Here is a 19275-nt window from a genome sequence, read left to right as displayed (position 1 = left end):
ACCCGGTGGATCCGGACAAGCCGCTGCAGTCGCTGAGTGATGCCGAGCTGAGCAGCGCCCGGTGGGGTGGGGTGAGCGGCGCCGAGCAGGAGACCTACCGGCGCGAGCAGGAACGCCAGCTGCGGGAACGGGAGGCCAACCCCGTCCCCGTCCGGCGGCCGGGCCGGGGACCGGCCGCCGGTGTCGGTACCGGCTGGCTGTGGAACCTGCTGCTGCTGGTGCTGCCGGTGGTCGTCCTGGGTGCCGTGCTGTCCGGGCTGACCCGGGGTACGGCCTGGCTGGCCACGGAGTCGGTGCTGGCACCGCTGTTTCCGGCCCCGGGCGACAGTCCGGCCCGCTATCTGCTGTCGCTGGTGACGTTGCTGCTCCTGGTGCCGGGCAGCCTGGCGGTGCTCGCCGCCCGGCTGCAGCCGACCGCGCTGCGGTTGCCCGCCCGGCTGATCCTGATGCCGGCGGCCCTGCTGCTGGTGCCGGTGGTCTGCTACGTCACCGAGCTCACCGCCACCGCCGACCTGGTGAGGTTGCCGTCGTGACCGTACTGCTGCAGTTGGTCTCCCGGCTCCGGACGTCGCTGCGCGGCCTGCTCACCGCCGGGCTGGCCGCAGCCGGTGGGCTGTTGCTGCTGCTCGGCTCGGTGCTGCCGTGGGTCGGCGGTCCCGACGCCGACGCGGTGACGTACGGCGCCGCCGCGACCGGGACCGGGTCGGCGCTCGGCTCGCGCGCGGGCCTGGCCGGCGGGGACGCGTTCGTGACCCTGCTGGCCGGTGCCGTCGCCGTGGCCCTCGCCGTCTGGTACGCGCTGGGTCGGGCCCGGCGTTGGCAACAGGTGACCCTGGCCGGTGCCGGGCTCCTGGCGCTCAGCTGGGCGATGCTGAACCAGGCGGAGATCGGTGACGTGGCCGGGCCGGACGGGGCCACCCTGGACATCGGCCCGGGCGTCGGGGTGTACGTCGCGATCCTCGCCGCGGTGCTGGTGGTCGGTGCCGCCGTCGCCGCACCCCGCGACGTCGAACACGATCTGCGGGTGCTGGGCCAGCGGGCGGAGCAGCTGGTCCGCCGCGGGCTGGGGTTCGAGGCGGTCGAGAAGCAGCAGCAGCTGCTGCGCCGCGCCCGACGCCGGCCGGGCTGGGACGACCCCCGGTTGACGTTCGAGGCGTTGTACCTGGCTCGGCTCTACCTGATCGTGGGGCACGTCGACCGGGGCGTCCAGCTGGTGCACGAGGTGATGGCCCAGGCGCCGCAGCGGTTCGGCGACGACCACGAAGGGTTGGCAGCGGCCAGGGCCGAGGCCGGCGACGTCGTCGCGGACGCCAACGCCCAGCTGGCGGCCGTCCGACAACAGCTCGGCATGCCGTACGGCTGACCGGCCGACGGCGCGGCAGGCGGCCGTACGGCTGACGACGCGAATGCTCGGCGGCCCAGGGTTTCCCACCGGCACCGGGCCGGGTATGGAGCTGACCCACGACGAACCACGACGGGCGTCGGCGCATCGTCGGCACCGTCCGGACGAAGGGTCACGTGATGCCGAACCACACTCCACTCCGCGCGAGCGCCGGCACCCGGTCGGGGGCAGGCCGATGAGCGCGCCGATGAGCACCCCGACCGAGCCGGCGACCGTCGAGGTGTGCCTGCGTCTGGGTGCGGGCTTCGGCCAGCGCGACCGGGGATGGATCGTCAGCGAGTTCGCGGCCGTCGACAGTCGGCTCGCGGCGTTCCCGGCCGACAGCACCGAGCTGGAGCTGTCGGTGAAGGACCGCGAGTCGCGCGGTCAGAAGGTCACCTTGGAGTGCTGGATCGCCGGCTGGCCGAAGATCGTCACGACGTCGACGGAGGAGGACCTGCGGGCGGCGCTGCACGACGTACGCGACGATCTGCGCCGGCGGCTCAACGACACGAAGACCCGACAGGAGCCGCGCAACAACCGGCACCTGCGGGAAACCGGTCCGGATCTGCTCGACCCGGATCTGCTCGACCCCGCCGCCGTGGCGGACCGCGCGGACTGATCGAACCGGGGCGGCGGGCGGCCGGACGCCGGTGGCAGACTGCGCATCGTGATCTCGATTGCAGAGCTGGTGCGGCGGTCCGGGGACGACGACGCCCTGCCGCTGGTGACCATCGGGGAATTCTTCCACGGCAACGACGAGGAGGGGGCGATCGCCCCCAACCAGTGGGAGTACGGCCGTCCGCCGCTGGCGGAACTGGCCGAACGGTTCCGGGAGATCGAGCAGCGCGACGACGTGGCATGGGTGCGGGTGCAACTGCATCCGGAGACGCTCGAGACCGACGAGGTGCTGGGCGAGGCGGTCGCCATCTGCACCTCCGCTGACGAGGCGACCTGCGAGTCGTGGCTGGACGGGCTGGAGTCCAGTGGCATCATCGACGGGTTGGTCGACGAGTACGTCGACGTCCCAGCGGTGCCGGACGGCATGACGATCTGGTCGGTGACCTGGGACTGAGCAAGCGCAGGCGAAAGGAGGCCGCGGCGTGCGGCAGCAGGTGCACTTCATCACGGTGGCCACTGCCGATCTCGCCGCGGCCCGTCGCTTCTACCGGGACGGTCTGGGCTGGCGGCCGACGCTCGACGTACCAGGGGAGATCATCTTCTTTCAGATCGGTCCCGGCATGATCCTCGGCTTCTTCGAGGCGACGGCGTTCGGCCGCGACATGGATCCGACGGTGCCGGCCGACGTCCCGGTTGTGCCGTCTCCGACGGTCGATGCGCCGTCTGCGGGGGTCGAGGCAGCGGTGACGCCGGCCGGCTTCACCCTGGCGTACAACGTCGCCTCGCCGGCGGAGGTCGACCAGGTGCTGACCGAGGCGGTGGCGGCCGGTGGGACGATCCGCAAGACCGGTCGGCAGGCGGCGTTCGGTGGCTACCACGGGCACTTCGCCGACCCGAACGGCACGGTCTGGGAGGTCGCGTACAACCCGGGCTGGCAGGTCGCGGCGGACGGCACGGTCACCCTCGGCCCGGTCGACGCGTAGCCGGCGGGCCCCGGTCGTCGACGCGTAGCCGGCGGGTCCGTCGTCGGGGCGTCGCAGACCAAACCGGTACGACGTAGGCGCAGGGCGCGCAACTCGCCGCCATCCATCACGTTTCACGTGATTCGCATTGTCGATTCTGCTTTTATCATGTCGATGTTCTGACTTCTTCAAGTCAGCGCGATTCGAATGTGGGCAACGAGTGGTGATCGACAATTGTGTAGTCGCTGGTGAAAGCGCTTCTCCCTGAATGTGTCCATGATCCGTCAAGGTTTTCGGCATTGTGATCAATGGAGGCATATAAATATGCTGCGGAAGGCCCAGACGGGCACCAAGGACAAGGGAGGTCCTGTTGAAATCAACCCTGCGTTGGTCCGCATTGGTCGGACTGTCGCTCACCCTCGTTCTGACCGGCGCACCCGCCGCTCAGGCGAAGCCCGCACCGATCGACGTGAACGGCAACACATCCACCGTCGCCCGTACTCTCGATGGACGGGCGATCACCAACGCGAAGATCGCGAAGGAGGTCAGCGAATTCTGGACCGAGGAGCGGATGGCGTCCGCGGTCGACATGACCTTCGCCGGGTCGGCGAAGGGCGCCGGAGCGTCGATCGCCGACGCCAAGCCCAACGGGCCGGCGGGCGCGGTGGCGCCGCTGGCTCCGAGCCTCGGCAGCCGCGGTGACGTCGGACTGATGGTCAACGAGTCGCTCGCCGTCGGCAAGGTCTACTTCACCACCCCCACGGGTGGCACCGCCTCCTGCTCGGCCAGCACGGTCGCCAGCGGCAAGCGCCGGCTGGTCATGACCGCCGGGCACTGCGTCCACCAGGGCCCCGGCGGACAGTGGTACAGCAACTGGCAGTTCGTCCCGCGCTACCGCAACGGCTCGCGCCCGTTCGGCACCTTCGTGGCGTCCAGCCTCAACACCCGTACCGCCTGGATCAACAGCGGCAGCTACGCCGAGGACATGGGTATCGCCATCATGAACAACGGCGGCATCTACGGTGCCAAGGTCGTCGACACCGTCGGCGGCCACGGGCTGCGCTGGAACTACAGCTACAGCGTCTATGTCACCGCTCTCGGTTACCCGTCCAACCTGGGTGGCGGCGAGAGTCAGTACTACTGCCAGGGCACCACGTGGAACCCCGGCGGCCAGCAGATCCGGATGTACTGCAACATGACGTACGGTTCCAGCGGCGGACCCTGGCTGCAGGAATACAACGACACGACCGGCTACGGGTACATCAACAGCGTGGTCAGCCACGGTGACAACCCGGGCAACGGTCAATTCGACGGCCCGTACTTCGACAACGACATCAAGAGCCTGTACGACTTCGCCGAAGGCATCTCTCCGGCCTGATCCGTCCCGTCCACCTGATCCGTCCCGTCCAAAGGTAGCCTCGGCCGATATGGCCGGGGCTACCTCCGCCGTGAGTCCGTCGGTGGCTGCCAATTCGCTGATTGGCGTGACCTGTCTCGCGCCGCGAACCAATGTCATCGTCACCGATATGGTCACCGGTGGACAGCGGCCCGTTGCACGACCTCCTCGGTCGTCAACGGGCTGCGTGGGTGGTGGCTCAGGCACATCGGTGCCTGTAGCTTGACGAACCGCGCGCCCTCCACCGCTGCGTAGAACTGTCCGGTAGCCATCTTGCCGACGTCAGGGATGTCGGCACCCTTGGCCCGCGCGACGTCTCGGGCCGCCTCGATCTGCACCGGTGCGGTCAACAGGCCGAAGAACTGGGTGGCAGCGTTGCCGGGGATCTGATTGTGCAGCGCCTTCGGGGCCTGGGTCGCGAAGACCAGACCGAGCCCGTACTTACGGGCCTGCGACGTCAACGCGAGGGTGCTCTGGGTGCAGGCTGTGACCGAGCCGGATGGAGCGAGGGTCTGGGCCTCATCCATCACGAACAGTCCGCCGAGTGGTCGGTCGCCGGCCGGATTTCGCTTGATCCACGTGAACAGGGCGAGCTGCAACTGGTTGACGAAGCTCTGGCGCTGGTGGTCGTGTGGCAGTCCGACGAAGCTGATCACCGAGATGCGGGCGTGTCGCCCCGGCGGCGGCGTGAGTAAGGTGCCCGGGTCGACGGGAGTGCCGTCACCGCCGAACAGCGGATCATCGATCAACGCTGCCTTGAGTAGTTGCGCCATGCCTGCTGCCAGCTTCGGTGCGCTGTCGAGCTGGCTGACCCCGTCCGGTAGGTCGTTCAACAGATCGGTGAACGCCTGCAGGTCGCTGCCACCGTTGCGGGCGTAACCAATCAGTGCCTCGCGCAGCACGGCTCGCCCCAGCCTCGCCTTGTCGGTGCCGCCGTCGACCCGGGCATGTGGCGCGAGCGTGGCGACGGCTGAGTCGACGGCGGCGCGGAACCCGTCGGGGTCGTCGAGCACGTCACCGAAGTTCGGCAACGGTTGAAAACTCAGCGGGCGACCAGCACGACGCCCCGGCGTCCAGACGACCACATCGGTGCCGGCGAGGTAGGCAGCAGCCCGATCGGGATCCTCCGGACCCCAGCCGGTCGGCGGCTCCGGCCAGGCATCGCCAAGCCGGGCGAGGTCGTTGTTCGGGTCAAGCACGATCGCGGACACGCCCCGCAGCGCGCACTCCTCGACAAGCCGGCGGATCAGCACCGTCTTGCCGGATCCCGAGCCAGCGAATATCACCGTATGCCGACGCATCGACTCCAAGTCCATCTTGACCGGGTCCGCCCGGCCGGCGACGGACCCGATCGTCAACTGGGGCGGGTCGATCCCGGCCAGCGTCGCCGGCTTCTCGGCGGGCCCCCCGCGACCAGTGGACGAGTTCTCGCTAGCCGCCGGCCGCACCGATACGGAGGCCCGACCGACCGCCCGCACCGGCGGGCCGACCGGTTGCATGGCCGGATCGGGCTCGGTTGGTGCCGTCGTGTCGTGACTGTCGGCATGGCTTTCCCTGTTGGCGTCGGCGCCGCCATCGAGCGCGTCGCGCAGGAAAGCGACGGTGGAGGCCGGCTGCCGGGAGGCGAACCAAGGCCGTAGTCGTTCCAATCCGTACTGCTGGATCAGCTGTTCCAGGGCGGCAAGGCGCCTGATGTCCGCGGTGGGGAAGGGAAGCGTCCGCCCGCCGGCTCTGGTGAACGCGTCGAGCAGTTCCCGGGTACGTGCACCGGCGGACCAGCCCGCGCTGCGGAGCAGGAAGAGTCGCCGCTTGGTGACCCCTTCGGTCAACCCGGCGGTGGTCATGGCGTTGCGGATCCGGTTGAGCGCCGCGATGTGGTGCGGGGCGCAGACGGCCCGGAACGACCAGTGCTCTTCGTCCTCGGTCTCCTCGTCGAGCGTCCGCCGCAACCGGGCGTGCAGGGCCGGTTTGCCGCTGAACGGTAGCGGGTCGAGGCTGAACTCATCGGCCGATCCGCCCTGGGCGGCGATCCACGCGGTCAACCCGGCCTGTAGCAGCGCCGGCACCCTCAGGTCCTCGCTGGACTGCTGCACCGCGCTCACGGTCTCGGCTGACTCGATCAACTCGGCGTAGCTGATGTCGATCTTGGCGAGCTCGTCGGACTCGGCCGGCACCGGCTGCGTGTCGTCCCGCACCTCGGACTTGTCGGACCGATCGGGTGTGGGAACGGCATCGGACCTCTTGGCCGGGCCGTTGTCTCCGGACCGCGCATGCAGCAGATGGGTAAGCTCGCGCACCTGCCCGTCGGCCAGACAGGAGCGCACGTGGGTGTCGATCCGACGGAGCAGTTCGCGCGGCGTGAACTGGACGACCTCAGTGAAGGCGGACGGATGAATCGGCCACGTCGGGTACGGCGGGGTGAAGCCCAGCTCGTCGAAGACCAGGCCGAACCGCTTCTCCACCAACTCTCGGCCGATCTCCGGCGACGGGATCTCCTTGAGCCGCACCGCCTCCCGGAACCGGTCCTGCACGGTGTCGGTGGCCTGCTCCTTGATGCTCTGCCAGGTGTGCGGCAGGCAGGAGACAATTGACAGTGAGCGACGCATTGTTTCCCGTAGTGACATCAACCCGGTTGCCGCCTGCTCCAAGAGCAGCGAAGCCTGCCAGTCGACCTCACCACGGGTCTCGAGGCTGGTCGACTTGACCGACTGCGCGACGAGCAGATCGATCTGATCGACCGCGACGACTGTCGGACCAACCATCGCCAACAGTCGGGACGTGTCGCGAACCACTTCCTGTGGCGCCCGCCGGTGGCGCCGCATACCCCAGTCGGTCCGAGCGCCGACTTCCTCCTCGTCGTTCGAGCAGAGGAAGTCGTGGCCGACATCCTGCGCAGTGCCGATGTCTGAGCCGAACAGGACCAGCGCCCGTGCCGTGTCCTGGCACTCAGTGCCGATATGACGGTCGGCCTTGCGAATCTGATCGACGAAGGCGTCAAGGGCATGCCGGGTGAGTTCACTATCGCCGGTGATGGCCCGGCGGACGGCTCTCGGCGCCTTGATCTTGTCTGCCAGCCGGAGAAGGAAGCCGCGTACCTGGGTCGTACCGTCGGGCAGCGGCCGAGCAAAACCATCTATCATCGACAGCGCCGCGCTGCGCCAGAAGGCGCTAGCCTCCAGCAGGCTTACCAGGAAAAAGAAGCCTCCGGCTCCTTGCACGCGGTGGCGCACCTCGCCGAGCAGGTGCGTCTTGCCGGTGCCGCGCTGCCCCAGGATCGCCAGTCCCACCGGGCTGGAGTCGATCGTGTGGTGGGCTTCGGCAAAGCTCTCCATCACCAGCTGGACGATTTCGTGGTGCAGCCCGTCGACGTGAAACGGGGCTGGCTTCCAGACATCGTCCGGGGTGGGCGCCCAGTTGAACCGGAGCGCGGCGAGGGCGCGCCGTTCCTGTTCCGTGATCATGACGAGATGGCGATGAGGTGCTTGTCCTGGTTGCCGATGCTTACTGCTGCAGCACGGTTCTGTGGCGTGAGTGACTTCTGGTTGGATTCCGGGATCAGGTCAACGTCGGGGTCCTGGTTGAGCTTGATCAGCGCGGCGTCGAGATCATCGCCCGGCAGATCGGCGAGCGCGGCCCGCAGCGCGGCCAGCATGACGTAGTCGCCGGGCTGGTCGACAAGCTCGTGGTACGCCCGCCGGATCCGCGTGGCCACGTCGACCTGGCTCGCTTCGCTGCCGCTGGCCGGAGACGCGACCGGCTCTGCCGGGTCGATGGTGGAGGCGATCTCGTTGGGCTTGAACTGCATCCGGAACAGGTCGTCCGCTCGTACGCCCGAGTGGTCGATCAGCCGGCGAACGAAGTCGAGCACCGTGTAGAGCGTCGCACCGGCGGTACCGGCACCCTTCGGTGGCTCGTCCTTGCTCAACTCCGCCTTGGCCGCCTCCCACCCGCTGTCGGTCAGGTGCAGGGTGATCGGCTTCTCCGTCACCTCGATCAGCCCAAGGGCTTCCAGGGCGCGGCGATGGGTCGCCTTGAGCCCGGTGACGCCCGCGACGTTGATGAGGTAGCTCTGCTGCAGCGGAGCGGCCTTGACCATCAGGTTGATGAGTACGCACCGCTCGACGAGGGTGAGTTCCTTCTCCGACATGCGGTGCTCCTCAAGGGGCGTGAGCGGTCGCATCGACATGGCGATGATCAATAGCTCGGGGTGGCCGGGAAGATGAGGTGTCGGGCCGGGGGTGGCCTGGGCACTGGCCGATTCTGCCGATACCGCCGGACCGGCGCAAGGTCCGTCCGGCCGGTGCAGATAGCTGACACTCCGCCATGAGTGGATCTTCAATGTCGCAGGGCAGGAGGTCGCCTGAAACACCTGTTCGCAGTGGCCGGAAAGTGATCATGAATAGAACCGTTGCCAAATCTCGTCGGTGAGAGGCAGCATGGCTGGTCGGTGCAACCCGGGTGGCGGCCCGCAAAGCGCGGGCTGCGGACTTATGCCCGTTTCTGTCGGGCAGCGGAGGTGTGCGGTGCAGTCCGAAGTGGTCCGCTACCAGGTCGACGACAAGACGGTAGCGATGGTCGAGATCGATCCGCCGGTGGGTTTTCAGCCGGCCGGGGTCGGCGACGTCGTTGGCTGGGTACGGGAGTCCGCCGCACCTGCCATCGCCGCCGCCAGCGTGTTGTTGGACCAGGTCAAAGCTGTCTCTCCGGATGCCGTCGAGGTGAAGTTCGGCATCAAGGCGACCGGCACGACCAACTGGGTGGTCGCCAAGGCAGCGGCTGAAGGGAATTTCGAAGTCACCCTCAGCTGGTATCCGGGTGGGCCGCCGGACGCCGGCACCACGATGCGGCGCTGACCGGGACGGATCGGCTGGTGACCGCAGGACCCGACGACTGCTCCTGGCTGGTCGCCCTGCACCGTGGGCAGCACCAGGACACCCCCGTCGGTACCGGCGTCGTTGTGGAGAGCAACCTGGTGCTGACCTGCCACCATGTCGCGTTCGGCAACGACGGGCAGCTGCACGACGACCTCTGGATCTCGTTTCCACTGGCCGAGAAGGTCACCTGGTTCGACCGCCGCCGGATCGGCAGCTGCCTGCACGACGGAATGCGGGATGCCAAGGTCGACCTGGTCATGCTTGAACTCGTGGAGCCGGTACCGGCATCGGTGACCCCGGCCCGACTTCGTTGTCTGCCCGCCAAGCCGCTGGCGGGAAGTCCTTACTGGACGTACGGGTTCCCGACGCACGTGGTCGGCGGCTGCCATGCCGAAGGTAGTGTCGGCCAGCCTGGTGGGTGGGGCCGCGTCATGATCCACACCTCGCCGGCCACCCAGCTGAGCAAAGGGTTCAGCGGCGGTGCGGTCTGGTCATCCGAGTACCAGGCGGTGGTCGGCGTCGTCGTCACCGCCGACGCCCAGGGCGGCGGCCAGGCCGTGACCCTGCACTACGCCGACCAGCAGCTACCGGACATGAAGCTGGCGACTCTGTCCGCCTGGCGGGCCGCCGACGCGGACGACGCCGCCCTCGCCGCCTGGGGATGGGCCCTGGCCACCGACGGCGAGGCAGGCCGGCACTGGCTGCCCAGGGCGCGCGGGGTCGCGGTCGACACCGAGGGCGGCGCGCGGTTCCGCGGCCGGGCCGCCGCCCTGCACCGCATCGTCGACTGGATCGACAGCGCCGAACCGGTCAGCCGGCCGTTGATCGTCACCGGGTCACCGGGAGTCGGCAAGTCAGCCGTACTCGGGCGGATCGTCACCACCGCCGACCAGCAGATCAGCCGGGAGCTGGCCGACACCGACGTGGCCGTCCGAGCTCCGGTCGGTGCGGTCTCATGCGCGGTGCACGTGAAGGGCAAGACCGCTCTCGAAGTCGCCGCCGAGATCGCCCGTGCCGTCGCCGTCGAGCTGCCAGGCGTACCAGCTGATCTGATGCCTGTGGTACGCGATCAGCTGGCCCACCGGCCGGCCCGGTTCACCCTGGTCATCGACGCACTCGACGAGGCTACCGACCCGGCGCAGGCCCGCATGGTCATCGACGACGTCCTGATGCCCCTGGCCCGTGACTGTGGACCTCGCGGCCTGCGCATCGTGATCGGCACCCGGCGCTCTGACGACCACGGTGACCTGATCAGCCGCTTCGGCGGCAACGCGGAACTCGTCGACCTGGACGCGCCGGAGTACTTCGCCGAATCCGACCTGGCCGACTACGCCCAGGCGACGCTGCAACTGATCGGTGCCGAACGACCAGGCAACCCGTACGCCGATTCGCCCGTCGCCGCGCCGCTCGCCCGCCGCATCGCCGCCCTCGCCAAGGGAAACTTCCTGGTCGCCGGCCTGGTCGCCCGCGCTCACGCACTGCGCGACAACACCGCGATCGACCCGGACGAGGTGTCGTTCACCGCTACCGTGGCGCACGCCCTGGACACCTATCTGGCCGGGCTGCCGACCGCCGGCCGGACATCGGCCCGGCTGGCGCTGACCGCCCTGGCGTACGCCGAGACGCCGGGACTGCCACTGACGTTGTGGCAGTCCGCGATCGAAGCCCTCGGCGGGGCGGTCACCGAGCCGGAACTCGCCGATTTCGCGCGTACCTCGGCGGCGAACTTCCTCGTCGAAACCGGCGGCGGCGCTCAGCCCGTGTACCGGCTGTTCCACCAGGCGCTCAACGACGCGCTGCTGGCCGATCGGGACGCGCAGGCCTCGCGGCGTGACGACCACGCCCGGCTGCTGGCGATCTGGACCGCCGCCGCGCGAGCTACCGGATGGGCCACCGCGTTCGACTACCTGCTGCGGTCGCTGCCGCAGCACGCGGCCGGCGCCGGCGCGGTCGACGACCTGCTCACCGACGACGACTATCTGCTGCACGCCCACCTGGACCGGTTGCTCACGGTGGCGGACGCGGCCGAGGCGCCACTCGCCGTCACCCGTGCCCGGCTCCTGCAACGGACCCCGCTGGCGGTGGCAGCCGCGCCGGCTGAGCGGGCCGCGTTGTTCTCCGTCGTCGACCGGCTCGACGGCCTGGACAACGGGATCACGGCGGCGGCCGCCCCGTACCGGGCAGGCTGGGCGCACACCCCGCCCCGGCAGGAACGCAGCATCCTCGACGGACACTCCGAGGCCGTCTACGACGTCGCGGCGATCGTCATCGACGGGCGTCGGCTGCTCGCCTCGGCCGGCGACGACGGCACAGTGCGACTCTGGGACCCGCTGACCAACCAGGCCGAGCAGGCGTTCACCGGCCACGACGACACGATCCACAGCGTCTGCGCGGTGCGCCTCGCCACCGGTGAGGTGCTGCTCGCCACGGCCAGTCACGACGGCACCATCGGGCTGTGGGATCCGCGTGCCGGGCACCGCCGGCACGAGCTGCGTGGCCACGGCGACTGGGTACGCAACATCTGCGCGATCCCAATGCCCGACGGTGACCTGCTCGCCTCCGCCGGTGACGACCGGACGGTGCGGTTGTGGGATCCGGACACGGGCAGACCAGGCCATGTGCTGAGCGGGCACACCGGTTGGGTGACGGCGGTGACCCACGTGCCCGTCGGGGACCGACAGTTGCTCGCCTCCACCGGCTACGACGGCACGGTGCGGCTGTGGGACCCAGCGACCGGTGGGGAGCCGATTGAAGTCCTCACCGGTCACCTCGGCTGGGTCAACACTCTGTACGCGGTGCGTACCCCCGGCCGTACCCTGCTCGCCTCGGCCGGCTACGACGGCACAGTGCGGATCTGGGATCCCGTGACCGGGGCATGCGTCCAGGTTCTGCGAACCGGAGGCCCGCTGACCGATCTGTGCACAGTAGATGTCAGCGACGGCTGCCTGCTGGTCTCGACTGGTGAGGACGGACTGATCCGGATGTGGGAGGTGCCGACCGGCGCCCCGCAGCAGACCTGGATTCCCCGACCGAGCTTACGCGGGCATGCCAGCTGGATCCGAGCGGTCTGCGAGCTGCCGACGGCGAACAACCGGATGCTCGCCACCGCCGGCGACGATGGGACCGTGCGACTGTGGGATCCGGGCGGCGGACCGCCGGGGGCGGTCGCCGAGCACGACCGGATCGGGGCGGTGACCGCGGTGTGCCCGGTGCCGGGCGCCGAGGGCCGGCTGGTCGCATCCGCCGGATTGGACGGGCAGGTACGGATCTGGGATGCGGTCACCGGTGCCCAACAGCGCGAGTTCCGCGCGTCGGACGGCCCGGTCAATGCGCTGTGTGTCGTACCCGACGAGGAGGAGCCGCGCATCCTGACCGCTGGCGACGATCGAGTCGTCAAGCTGTGGGACGCGTGGGACGGGACACTGCAGGGGGAGATGAACGGCCACTACGAGCGCGTCGCCGCCGTCTGCCCGGTGCAGCACGACGCGGAGCTGTTGGTGGCCTCTGCCGGCGACGACCAGACTGTCCGGCTGTGGCGTCCGTACTCGGGCGAGGTGCGCCGGGTGTTGCTCGGGCACGTGACCCTGGCCTGGGTGACGACGCTGGCCACGGTCGCCGGGCCGGCCGGCGAGCTGCTCGCCTCCGCAGACAAGAGCGGCACCATCATGCTCTGGGACACCGACGGCACGCAGCTCTGGTCGCAGCAGGGGCATCAGGACGCGGTGAACGCACTCTGCGGGCTCGTGGTCGCCGGCCGTCCGGCGCTGGCATCGGCCAGCGCGGACCACACGATCCGGTTGTGGGACGCCGAGCGGGGTCAGCCGATCCACTGGCTGACCGGGCACACGGGGCCGGTGACCGGGCTGAGTCTGGTCCGGGTGGGTGGGCGTGACCTGCTCGCCTCGACCAGCCACGACCGCACCGTCCGGGTCTGGGACGTACCGACCGCTCGCGCGGTACGCACGATTCCGGTGCTCCATCCGGCGTTGGCATGCTGCACCGTCGACGACACGCTACTGATCGGGCTGGACCAGGGCCTGCTGGCGCTCACGATCACGAGCTGAGTGTGTCGAGGACCCCAAGCCGTCGCAGCTCCGCTGCGATCGCGTCGACCTCGTGCAGGCTGCCGTCGGCAACTGCGAGCATGAATGCCTCGGCGCGGTCGACGTCGACGTCCGGGATCGGCGTCCCGGTGTCGAGGTTGATGAAGACCAGTGCGGCGGCCCACGCCAGGCGTTTGTCGCCGTCGACGAGTGCGTGGTTGCCGCAGATCGAGTGCAGCAGGCTGGCTGCTTTTCCTGCGAGGTCGGGGTAGGCCTCCTGCCCGAAGACGATCGTGCTCGGTCGGGCGGCGGCGGAGGCGAGCAGTCCGTAGTCGCGGACCTTGGCTGGCGTGCCGAAGACGATCGAGCCGATCTCCAGCAGGTCTTCGACGTCGAGGTAGGCGGTCACTGGGTCAGTCGGTCGAGCAGCTCGCGGTGGCGCTCGGCCACATCTGCGGCCAACCCACGCACCTTGGACCGCTTGCTGTGCCTCGCGACGTACTCCTCGATGGCGACGACGATGGTGGCGTTGGCCGACCGGTGCTCGGTCTCAGCGATCTGCTTGAGCCTCGCGTGCAGATCGTCCGGCAGGTTGACTGTGGTAACCATAGGAAAACCATACGACTCTCAAGCGCCACTTGGACCCGCAGCCGGTACGTGTCTTCGTCGAGGTGAGGCTCAGATACCTCACGAGTCCGTTTTAGGGTGCGTAGGCCTCACCTCGCCGACCCTGGACTGCCATGTCAGGATGGGCGAGACCGATGACCGCTTCTCACGCACCGCTGTTGAGGTCTTCATGCGACGTCGATACAGCGAGTATCGCCCTACGTCGCGGTGGAGGGCTCGCCGACGTGCATCACGTCCGGTCCGTCGGGTCCAGTTGAACGCGGTGGGCTGGTCGGCGGTCGCGCTGTCCGGTCTGACTGGTGCCGGCCTGGGGTACGCGGTTGGCAGACTGGCCGACCTTCCGGGCTGGGTCGGCGTCGTATTCGGCGGCACGGCAGCCGTGCTGATCACCCTGATCGCACTTGGTCGGCAGCGTTCTGCCCGAGAGTGAGCAGACGGTCGTGGTGGGGCGGCCTACTCGCGCTACGGGCGGATGAGGACGTCGTAGATGGGGGAGTTCTCCCAACCCGGTCGGAGCTGGGCGACGGTGCGCCAGCCCCAGGAGGCGTACGCGGCCTGCGCCGGGGCGTTCTTCGGATCGGCGAGCAGGGTGGCTCTCGACTCTTCCCGGTTGCCGAGCAACTCGTCGTGCAGTGCGCGTGCAACGCCCTGTCGCCGCCAGGACTTACGGACCATGAGCTCGCTGATCGCGAAGGTGCGCCGCCCGTCCTCTGAGGTGAAGCCGTCCGGTACGGGCGTGAGCAGCCCGGTCCACCAGCGGTCCGATGAGAGCGGAAAGCCGTAGGCGTAGCCGACGAGTTCGTTGCCGACCCTGCCGGTGACGAGCTTCCAGCCGGGCAGCGTCATGTGACCGTTGATCTGCCTGCGGTAGCGGTCCTCGCCGTGGAACGCGTCGGCTGGCTCGTCGTAGATCTCGATGTAGACGCCGACCAGGTCGTCGAGGATCGCCTTCGCTTGGTCGGCGTCGTAGACGTCGAGCTTGAGACCGTCGACCGCCATCAGGCGACCTTTGCGGCGTCGTACGCCTCGATGAAGTCACGAGCCGCCGGCACGTGTGGAGCCGTCTGCCCGAGGTCGGCACGCAGGGACGCCAGTCGCTTCCGCGTCCGCCGAGATTCAATCGAGGCGACGGCAGGCACGACGTCGTTCGCAACTCTGCCGGCTTCGACGTAATCGCCCTGCTGGTACAGGGCATCTGCGACGTCAACCCTGGTAAGGACGAGGTTCCGTCGGAAGAGGGGATCGGGATCCACGAGACCTTCAGCGAAGAGGCTGGATGCACGGTCTGGTCGGTTGAGGGCGAGATGACCGGCGCCCTCGATACCAGTCATCTCCAACGTGTTGACGAACTGGAGATATGGCGGGTCATCGACTGCCGTCCCTCGGTCGAACTGGGTCTTGGCCTTGACCAGCTCGCGTCCGAAGCCGGATGCGTCGCCGGCCTTGGCGTGGGCCAGCGTCGCGCGCAGGTGAAGCAGGGTCTTCAAGCGAGGCGTGGCCCAGGGTGCGGCGATCCGCTGGGCCGCGTCAGCGAAGCGCAACGACTCCGATGGATTGGCATCCCGCACCAGCATCGAGAGCTGCTGCAGCGCACGCACCTCAAGTCGAGGATCGTCGCGGAGCCGGGCGCGGACAAAGGCTTCGTGCAGGTAGTGGCGGGACTCCTGACGTCGCTCGGCATCCAGGGCGAGCCAGCCGGTCTGGACCTCCAGATCACCGAGGCAGTCCTGCAGGGCCTCGCCGACCTGGCGGCTGTAGCTCGCCTCGCGCTCCCAGCGGGTGAGGCGGCGGTGCATGGCGATAGCGACGTCGCACAGGCTGTCGCCGCCGACCGCCGCGTCGGCACGCCGGAAGGCCAGGATCGTCTCGGAGACCTGCTGCATGTGCTCCATGCCGAGGTGCTGCGGCACCTGCGGCGATGTGATCCAGTCGCGCAGCGGTGTGGCGATGCCGAGGCCGGCGAGAGCAGTATTGATCGCGAAAGCACGGCGGTTCACAAGATCACCTCCATCGGTATCCCCAAATGCCACCGTACCGCCGGAATCGGTGCTGTCCAGAGCGAGATTCGTCGGCTCGGCGCTGAACAGTGCGTCGAGCTGATCAATTGGCAGGTCAAGGGCTTCGGCGAGTCGTGCCCGTACCGCTGGGTGTGGATCTGTGTCACCGCGCTCCCACCGGGCGATCGTCGTGCGATCGACCTGTAGGAGCCTGGCCAGTCCTTCCTGGCTGAAGCCTGCCGTCCTGCGCTGCCTGACCAGGTCGTGCCGCCGTGCCGTCACCTGGACGCCCTCCCGTCGCGTCGGACCAATGTCCACGGTGCACGTAGTACACACAGATTTACAAGATCAATGCAATGGGCTGTGGATAACTCTTCCGCTGGACTTGGCGTGGAAATTCCACGGCGATGCGGGTAGGTTGACGTACACCTGTTTTCGCAGGTCAGCGAGCGATGCAACAGAAGTGCACCAGGAATGCTACAGAAATGCATCTGCCGGCGAGCCGCGTGCGCCCGGCATTGTGGTGGCACGGCCCGGGGCGGGTGCCCGGCAACGCGGCTCCCAGGTCTGCAAACTCGGTTGGCGTGATCCCGCCCGCCCCGGCGCCTCTCCACGATTCTTTCCCCCAAGGAGGCACGACGTGTTCAGGCGCAACGCGGCGACCGTACGGCACCGGCTGACGGCGGCGACCGGCGGCGACTACCAGAGCAACAGCGGACGCAACGGCGTACGGCGATCGCGGCTGACCGGGCCGGCGGTGCGCGCCATGCGGTTCCTGCCGCGCCGCTGGCGCGGCGGCCTCGACCCGGACGAGGTGTACGGCTACCTGGAACGGGTCGCCGACGAGGTCGACGAGCTGCGCCGTGAGCTGCGGATGGCCTGGACCGAAGCCGACCGGGTGCGCAACGCGCTGCGCGAATGGCAGACCGAGCAGTTCGAGGCCCGGTTCGACCCGCAGCGGCAGGCCAACGGCCAGCACCACTACTACGCGGGCGCACGGTGAGCAGCGGGCCGTCCGTCGGGGAGGCGGTGCCGGTCCGTGAAGACCTCGTCGCCGTCTACCGGGACATGCTGGCCGCCCATACCGACTCGCCGACGCTCAAGGTCTGCGTGTCCTGCCTGCGGAGCCGCTGCGACGACTGGCGCTGGGCGTACGAGCGGCTTGCCGCCGCCGGCCGGCTCCCCGACGGAGTCACCGACGACGGACCCGCACTTCCTACCGACGAGGAGGAGTAGCTCCCATGAGCTTGTACGACGGCGCGACGTACCCCGGCATCCTGGTGCGCGACGGGCCGGCCGGGCAGCGGGCCGCGCTGGCCGGCGGCCCCGACGTGTGGGAGGTCATCGCCGCGCGGCACGCCATCAAGGCCGCATCCCCGGAGCTGGACGGCGACGAGCTGGTCACCGAGATGATGGCCAGCACCGGGCTGACCCGGCACAGCGTCGACGTCGCGCTGCGCTACTACGCCGACCACCGGGCCGAGATCGACGAATGGATCGCCGCCAACGAGGCAGCCGCCGAGCAGGGCGAACTGCTGTGGCGAGCCGAACAGGCCCGACGAACCGTCAGATGAGTCGGCCGGTCTCAACCGGCAGCGCCGTCGCCGGTCATCGGCTCCAGATAGTCACGCAGCATCTGCCACCCCCCACGCGCAAGTCACCCGCCGCGCCGAGCGCGGGTCTCTAACCGGCGGTACGCCGCCAGCGGCGGCTCGTGATCCGAGTGCCGCCGCAGCGTCAGATCGTCGACGGTGACGAACCAGCGCCGGCCGGTCGAGTCACCTGCCGCCCTGTGGCGGCTGCCCCAGCCGACCGGCGAATCAAGGTCTGTCGTCGGCCGGTCAGGGGACCACGACCCTGCGTGGTTCCTTCTAGACTGCATGGCGAGGCACCAGGTCCTCGACGACAGGGATCAGATGTAGGAGTCGCGGCTCATGAGGATCGTCCGGGCGAAGCTGGAAGGCGTCAACGCCCAGCCCGGCCGCGTCGCGGCGGCCGACGTCGCCCGCATGATTCTTGGTCTTGAACGTGCCATAGCCCACGCGGCGTACTTGGTCCTCGGAAAGGCCCGGCGTGGGACCGGTCGGCACGTCCAGGCTATCGAAAGCGCGGCGCGACTCCGCATGGTAGATATCCAGAGCGGAAGCTTTGTCGGAGTCTTCGCCTTGCCGGAAGCGGCAGAGCCAAACGACGACGAGCTGCCTATCTCCGTCGCGGACCTGAGTTCTCTTGCTTTTGATCGGCTGCTAGCCGTGATCACCGGCGGTGGCCCGGAAACAGACGCGGAGCTGGCCGCCGCGGTCGCTCGGTTAGCCGCAGATCTAGGGATCGGCGACCGAAACACAGCGATGACCTTGATCGATGACTCCCCGATGTCGACGGGACAGGCTTCACGCCAAGCGACTATCGATGCTGCAGTTCGGGAACGCCTGCAGCGCATCGGTGACCGGGTGCCCACGAGCAGGGATGAGACCCTGACCGGGGTGCTTTTCGAGGCAGATTTCGAAAGCCACACCGCTCGGTTGCGTCTTGCCAGCGGCGACGCTGTAGCAGTCAACTTCTCCTCCGAGCTTGCTGACCAGATTCAGGAGGCACTGCGCTCCCGCGCGAATCTTGAGGGCTACGTGCGTTACCACCCTCGGACAGCGCAGGCTACCAGCGTCGACCTGCGCGCAGTCTCCCGAAGCACCCAACTGGAGCTTGACGTTGACTCGTTCTGGGAGCCCCAGACCTTTGCTGGACTCCAGACAGCACAAGGAACGGACGGCTGGGTCAACGCGGCCGAGCTAGGGATGACCGATTTGACGGACGATGAGCGAGCCGCATTCCTCGCGGCTCTCGCCGAATGAGGCCGGAGGACGTCCCCAATGGGCCACTGCTCATTGACACGGACGTTGTGAGCTATTGGCTGATGGGGGCCGATCATGGCAGGGCGTTCATTAGCCTCACTGCAGGTCACGAGCAAGCCGTGAGTTTCGCTACGTACGGTGAGCTGCTCGCCAACGCCCACCGTCGACGGTGGGGTGCTCGTCGCATAGAGGACCTGCGCAGCCGGCTCAAGTCCTTTGTCGTGGTTCCCTACACCTACCAGGTCGTAGAGCTTTGGGCAGAGATGCACGCGAAGCTCTCCGGGCATCTACAGAAGGGCGGCACGAACGACCTTTGGACCGCTGCGTGTGCCCTGGCGCTTCGTCCGCAACTGCCGGTCGCCACGAACAACCTGAGCGACTTCGGGACGATCTCGAAATCTTTCCCTGACCTGAGACTCATTCACCCTGATTTGTGAGGTCGCAATCTCCGGACGGTCTGTGTGGGGTGTGGCAGGGTCAGCAAGGACTGTGAGACTTGTTCGTTTTAGCCACCGCTCCCTGCTG

The 19275-nt window shown here is 68.5% G+C and carries 19 protein-coding genes; 13 read left to right on the top strand and 6 right to left on the bottom strand.

Translation table 11 applies throughout. The annotated features are described in order from the left end of the window. Positions 1–5 precede the first annotated feature (5 nt). From ACN28F_RS16350 to ACN28F_RS16325, 6 genes are all read left to right on the top strand, one after another. Positions 6–533: a hypothetical protein gene (locus tag ACN28F_RS16350; protein WP_421358526.1), complete on the top strand. Its 528-nt coding sequence runs from the start codon at positions 6–8 to the stop codon at positions 531–533. Further along, positions 530–1363, top strand: a complete 834-nt coding sequence (locus ACN28F_RS16345) for a hypothetical protein (RefSeq protein ID WP_289208804.1) — start codon at positions 530–532, stop codon at positions 1361–1363. Before ACN28F_RS16350 ends, ACN28F_RS16345 begins: the two co-directional genes overlap by 4 nt. Before the next feature lie 226 nt (positions 1364–1589). Continuing rightward, positions 1590–2003 carry an HPF/RaiA family ribosome-associated protein gene (locus ACN28F_RS16340; protein WP_289208803.1) on the top strand — a complete coding sequence of 138 codons (414 nt, stop codon included), beginning with the start codon at positions 1590–1592 and terminating at the stop codon, positions 2001–2003. A gap of 48 nt (positions 2004–2051) precedes the next feature. Continuing rightward, a complete protein-coding gene (locus ACN28F_RS16335) occupies positions 2052–2456 on the top strand; it encodes a hypothetical protein (protein ID WP_421358524.1) in 405 nt (134 codons plus the stop codon). 28 nt (positions 2457–2484) lie between these two features. After that, complete coding sequence (locus ACN28F_RS16330) at positions 2485–2985, top strand: VOC family protein (protein WP_289208801.1); 501 nt, start codon at positions 2485–2487, stop codon at positions 2983–2985. Positions 2986–3334: 349 nt separating this feature from the next. Continuing rightward, a complete protein-coding gene (locus ACN28F_RS16325; protein ID WP_289208800.1) occupies positions 3335–4342 on the top strand; it encodes a trypsin-like serine peptidase in 1008 nt (335 codons plus the stop codon). Between the two features lie 152 nt (positions 4343–4494). On the opposite strand, the gene ACN28F_RS16320 is transcribed toward ACN28F_RS16325, so the two are convergent. Beyond that, positions 4495–7821: an ATP-binding protein gene (locus tag ACN28F_RS16320; protein ID WP_421358521.1), complete on the bottom strand. Its 3327-nt coding sequence runs from the start codon at positions 7819–7821 to the stop codon at positions 4495–4497. Continuing rightward, positions 7818–8729 carry a hypothetical protein gene (locus ACN28F_RS16315; RefSeq protein ID WP_289208798.1) on the bottom strand — a complete coding sequence of 304 codons (912 nt, stop codon included), beginning with the start codon at positions 8727–8729 and terminating at the stop codon, positions 7818–7820. Before ACN28F_RS16315 ends, ACN28F_RS16320 begins: the two co-directional genes overlap by 4 nt. Before the next feature lie 154 nt (positions 8730–8883). Here ACN28F_RS16315 and ACN28F_RS16310 point away from each other — a divergent pair, with 154 nt between their 5' ends. Together ACN28F_RS16310 and ACN28F_RS16305 are read left to right on the top strand one after the other, a co-directional pair. Continuing rightward, positions 8884–9213, top strand: coding sequence for a CU044_2847 family protein (locus tag ACN28F_RS16310; RefSeq protein ID WP_289208797.1), 330 nt, complete (start codon positions 8884–8886; stop codon positions 9211–9213). A 17-nt stretch (positions 9214–9230) separates the two neighbouring features. Continuing rightward, positions 9231–13298: a trypsin-like peptidase domain-containing protein gene (locus tag ACN28F_RS16305; protein ID WP_421358519.1), complete on the top strand. Its 4068-nt coding sequence runs from the start codon at positions 9231–9233 to the stop codon at positions 13296–13298. Here the strand turns inward: ACN28F_RS16305 and ACN28F_RS16300 are convergent. From ACN28F_RS16300 to ACN28F_RS16285, 4 genes are all read right to left on the bottom strand, one after another. Further along, entirely contained in the window at positions 13288–13686 is a 399-nt protein-coding gene (locus tag ACN28F_RS16300; protein WP_289208795.1) for a type II toxin-antitoxin system death-on-curing family toxin, read from the bottom strand. The genes ACN28F_RS16305 and ACN28F_RS16300 overlap by 11 nt on opposite strands. Continuing rightward, positions 13683–13886: a CopG family ribbon-helix-helix protein gene (locus ACN28F_RS16295; RefSeq protein ID WP_421358517.1), complete on the bottom strand. Its 204-nt coding sequence runs from the start codon at positions 13884–13886 to the stop codon at positions 13683–13685. Before ACN28F_RS16295 ends, ACN28F_RS16300 begins: the two co-directional genes overlap by 4 nt. 480 nt (positions 13887–14366) lie before the next feature. Continuing rightward, complete coding sequence (locus ACN28F_RS16290) at positions 14367–14903, bottom strand: GNAT family N-acetyltransferase (RefSeq protein WP_289208793.1); 537 nt, start codon at positions 14901–14903, stop codon at positions 14367–14369. Next, a complete protein-coding gene (locus ACN28F_RS16285; protein WP_289208792.1) occupies positions 14903–16219 on the bottom strand; it encodes a helix-turn-helix transcriptional regulator in 1317 nt (438 codons plus the stop codon). Before ACN28F_RS16285 ends, ACN28F_RS16290 begins: the two co-directional genes overlap by 1 nt. 322 nt (positions 16220–16541) lie before the next feature. On the opposite strand from ACN28F_RS16285, the gene ACN28F_RS16280 reads away from it, so the two are divergent. The 5 genes from ACN28F_RS16280 (at position 16542) to ACN28F_RS16260 (ending at position 19187) form a co-directional block, all read left to right on the top strand. Then, positions 16542–16904 (top strand): hypothetical protein, encoded by a 363-nt coding sequence (locus ACN28F_RS16280; protein WP_289208791.1) that lies wholly within the window; start codon positions 16542–16544, stop codon positions 16902–16904. Further along, positions 16901–17137: a hypothetical protein gene (locus ACN28F_RS16275; protein WP_289208790.1), complete on the top strand. Its 237-nt coding sequence runs from the start codon at positions 16901–16903 to the stop codon at positions 17135–17137. The genes ACN28F_RS16280 and ACN28F_RS16275 overlap by 4 nt, the downstream gene beginning before the upstream one ends. Before the next feature lie 5 nt (positions 17138–17142). After that, complete coding sequence (locus ACN28F_RS16270; RefSeq protein WP_289208789.1) at positions 17143–17475, top strand: hypothetical protein; 333 nt, start codon at positions 17143–17145, stop codon at positions 17473–17475. Between the two features lie 360 nt (positions 17476–17835). Beyond that, the gene (locus tag ACN28F_RS16265; protein ID WP_421358514.1) at positions 17836–18750 is read left to right on the top strand and encodes a hypothetical protein; all 915 of its coding nucleotides are present in this window, start codon (positions 17836–17838) and stop codon (positions 18748–18750) included. After that, positions 18747–19187 carry a PIN domain-containing protein gene (locus tag ACN28F_RS16260; protein WP_421358512.1) on the top strand — a complete coding sequence of 147 codons (441 nt, stop codon included), beginning with the start codon at positions 18747–18749 and terminating at the stop codon, positions 19185–19187. Before ACN28F_RS16265 ends, ACN28F_RS16260 begins: the two co-directional genes overlap by 4 nt. The last annotated feature ends 88 nt before the right edge of the window (positions 19188–19275 follow it).

It is taken from the genome of Solwaraspora sp. WMMA2101, assembly GCF_049179175.1.
Lineage (GTDB): Bacteria > Actinomycetota > Actinomycetes > Mycobacteriales > Micromonosporaceae > Micromonospora_E.
Note: the sequence above shows the minus strand (reverse complement) of the source record. Positions and strands in the feature narration are given on the sequence as shown.

Bases quoted from the DNA above. Each gene is read 5' to 3' on its own strand.
- ACN28F_RS16340 (WP_289208803.1), top strand. From the start codon at position 1,590: ATGAGCACCCCGACCGAGCCGGCGACCGTCGAGGTGTGCCTGCGTCTG.
- ACN28F_RS16320 (WP_421358521.1), bottom strand. From the start codon at position 7,821: ATGATCACGGAACAGGAACGGCGCGCCCTCGCCGCGCTCCGGTTCAAC.
- ACN28F_RS16295 (WP_421358517.1), bottom strand. From the start codon at position 13,886: ATGGTTACCACAGTCAACCTGCCGGACGATCTGCACGCGAGGCTCAAG.
- ACN28F_RS16290 (WP_289208793.1), bottom strand. From the start codon at position 14,903: ATGGCGGTCGACGGTCTCAAGCTCGACGTCTACGACGCCGACCAAGCG.
- ACN28F_RS16270 (WP_289208789.1), top strand. From the start codon at position 17,143: ATGAGCTTGTACGACGGCGCGACGTACCCCGGCATCCTGGTGCGCGAC.
- ACN28F_RS16265 (WP_421358514.1), top strand. From the start codon at position 17,836: ATGAGGATCGTCCGGGCGAAGCTGGAAGGCGTCAACGCCCAGCCCGGC.
- ACN28F_RS16260 (WP_421358512.1), top strand. From the start codon at position 18,747: ATGAGGCCGGAGGACGTCCCCAATGGGCCACTGCTCATTGACACGGAC.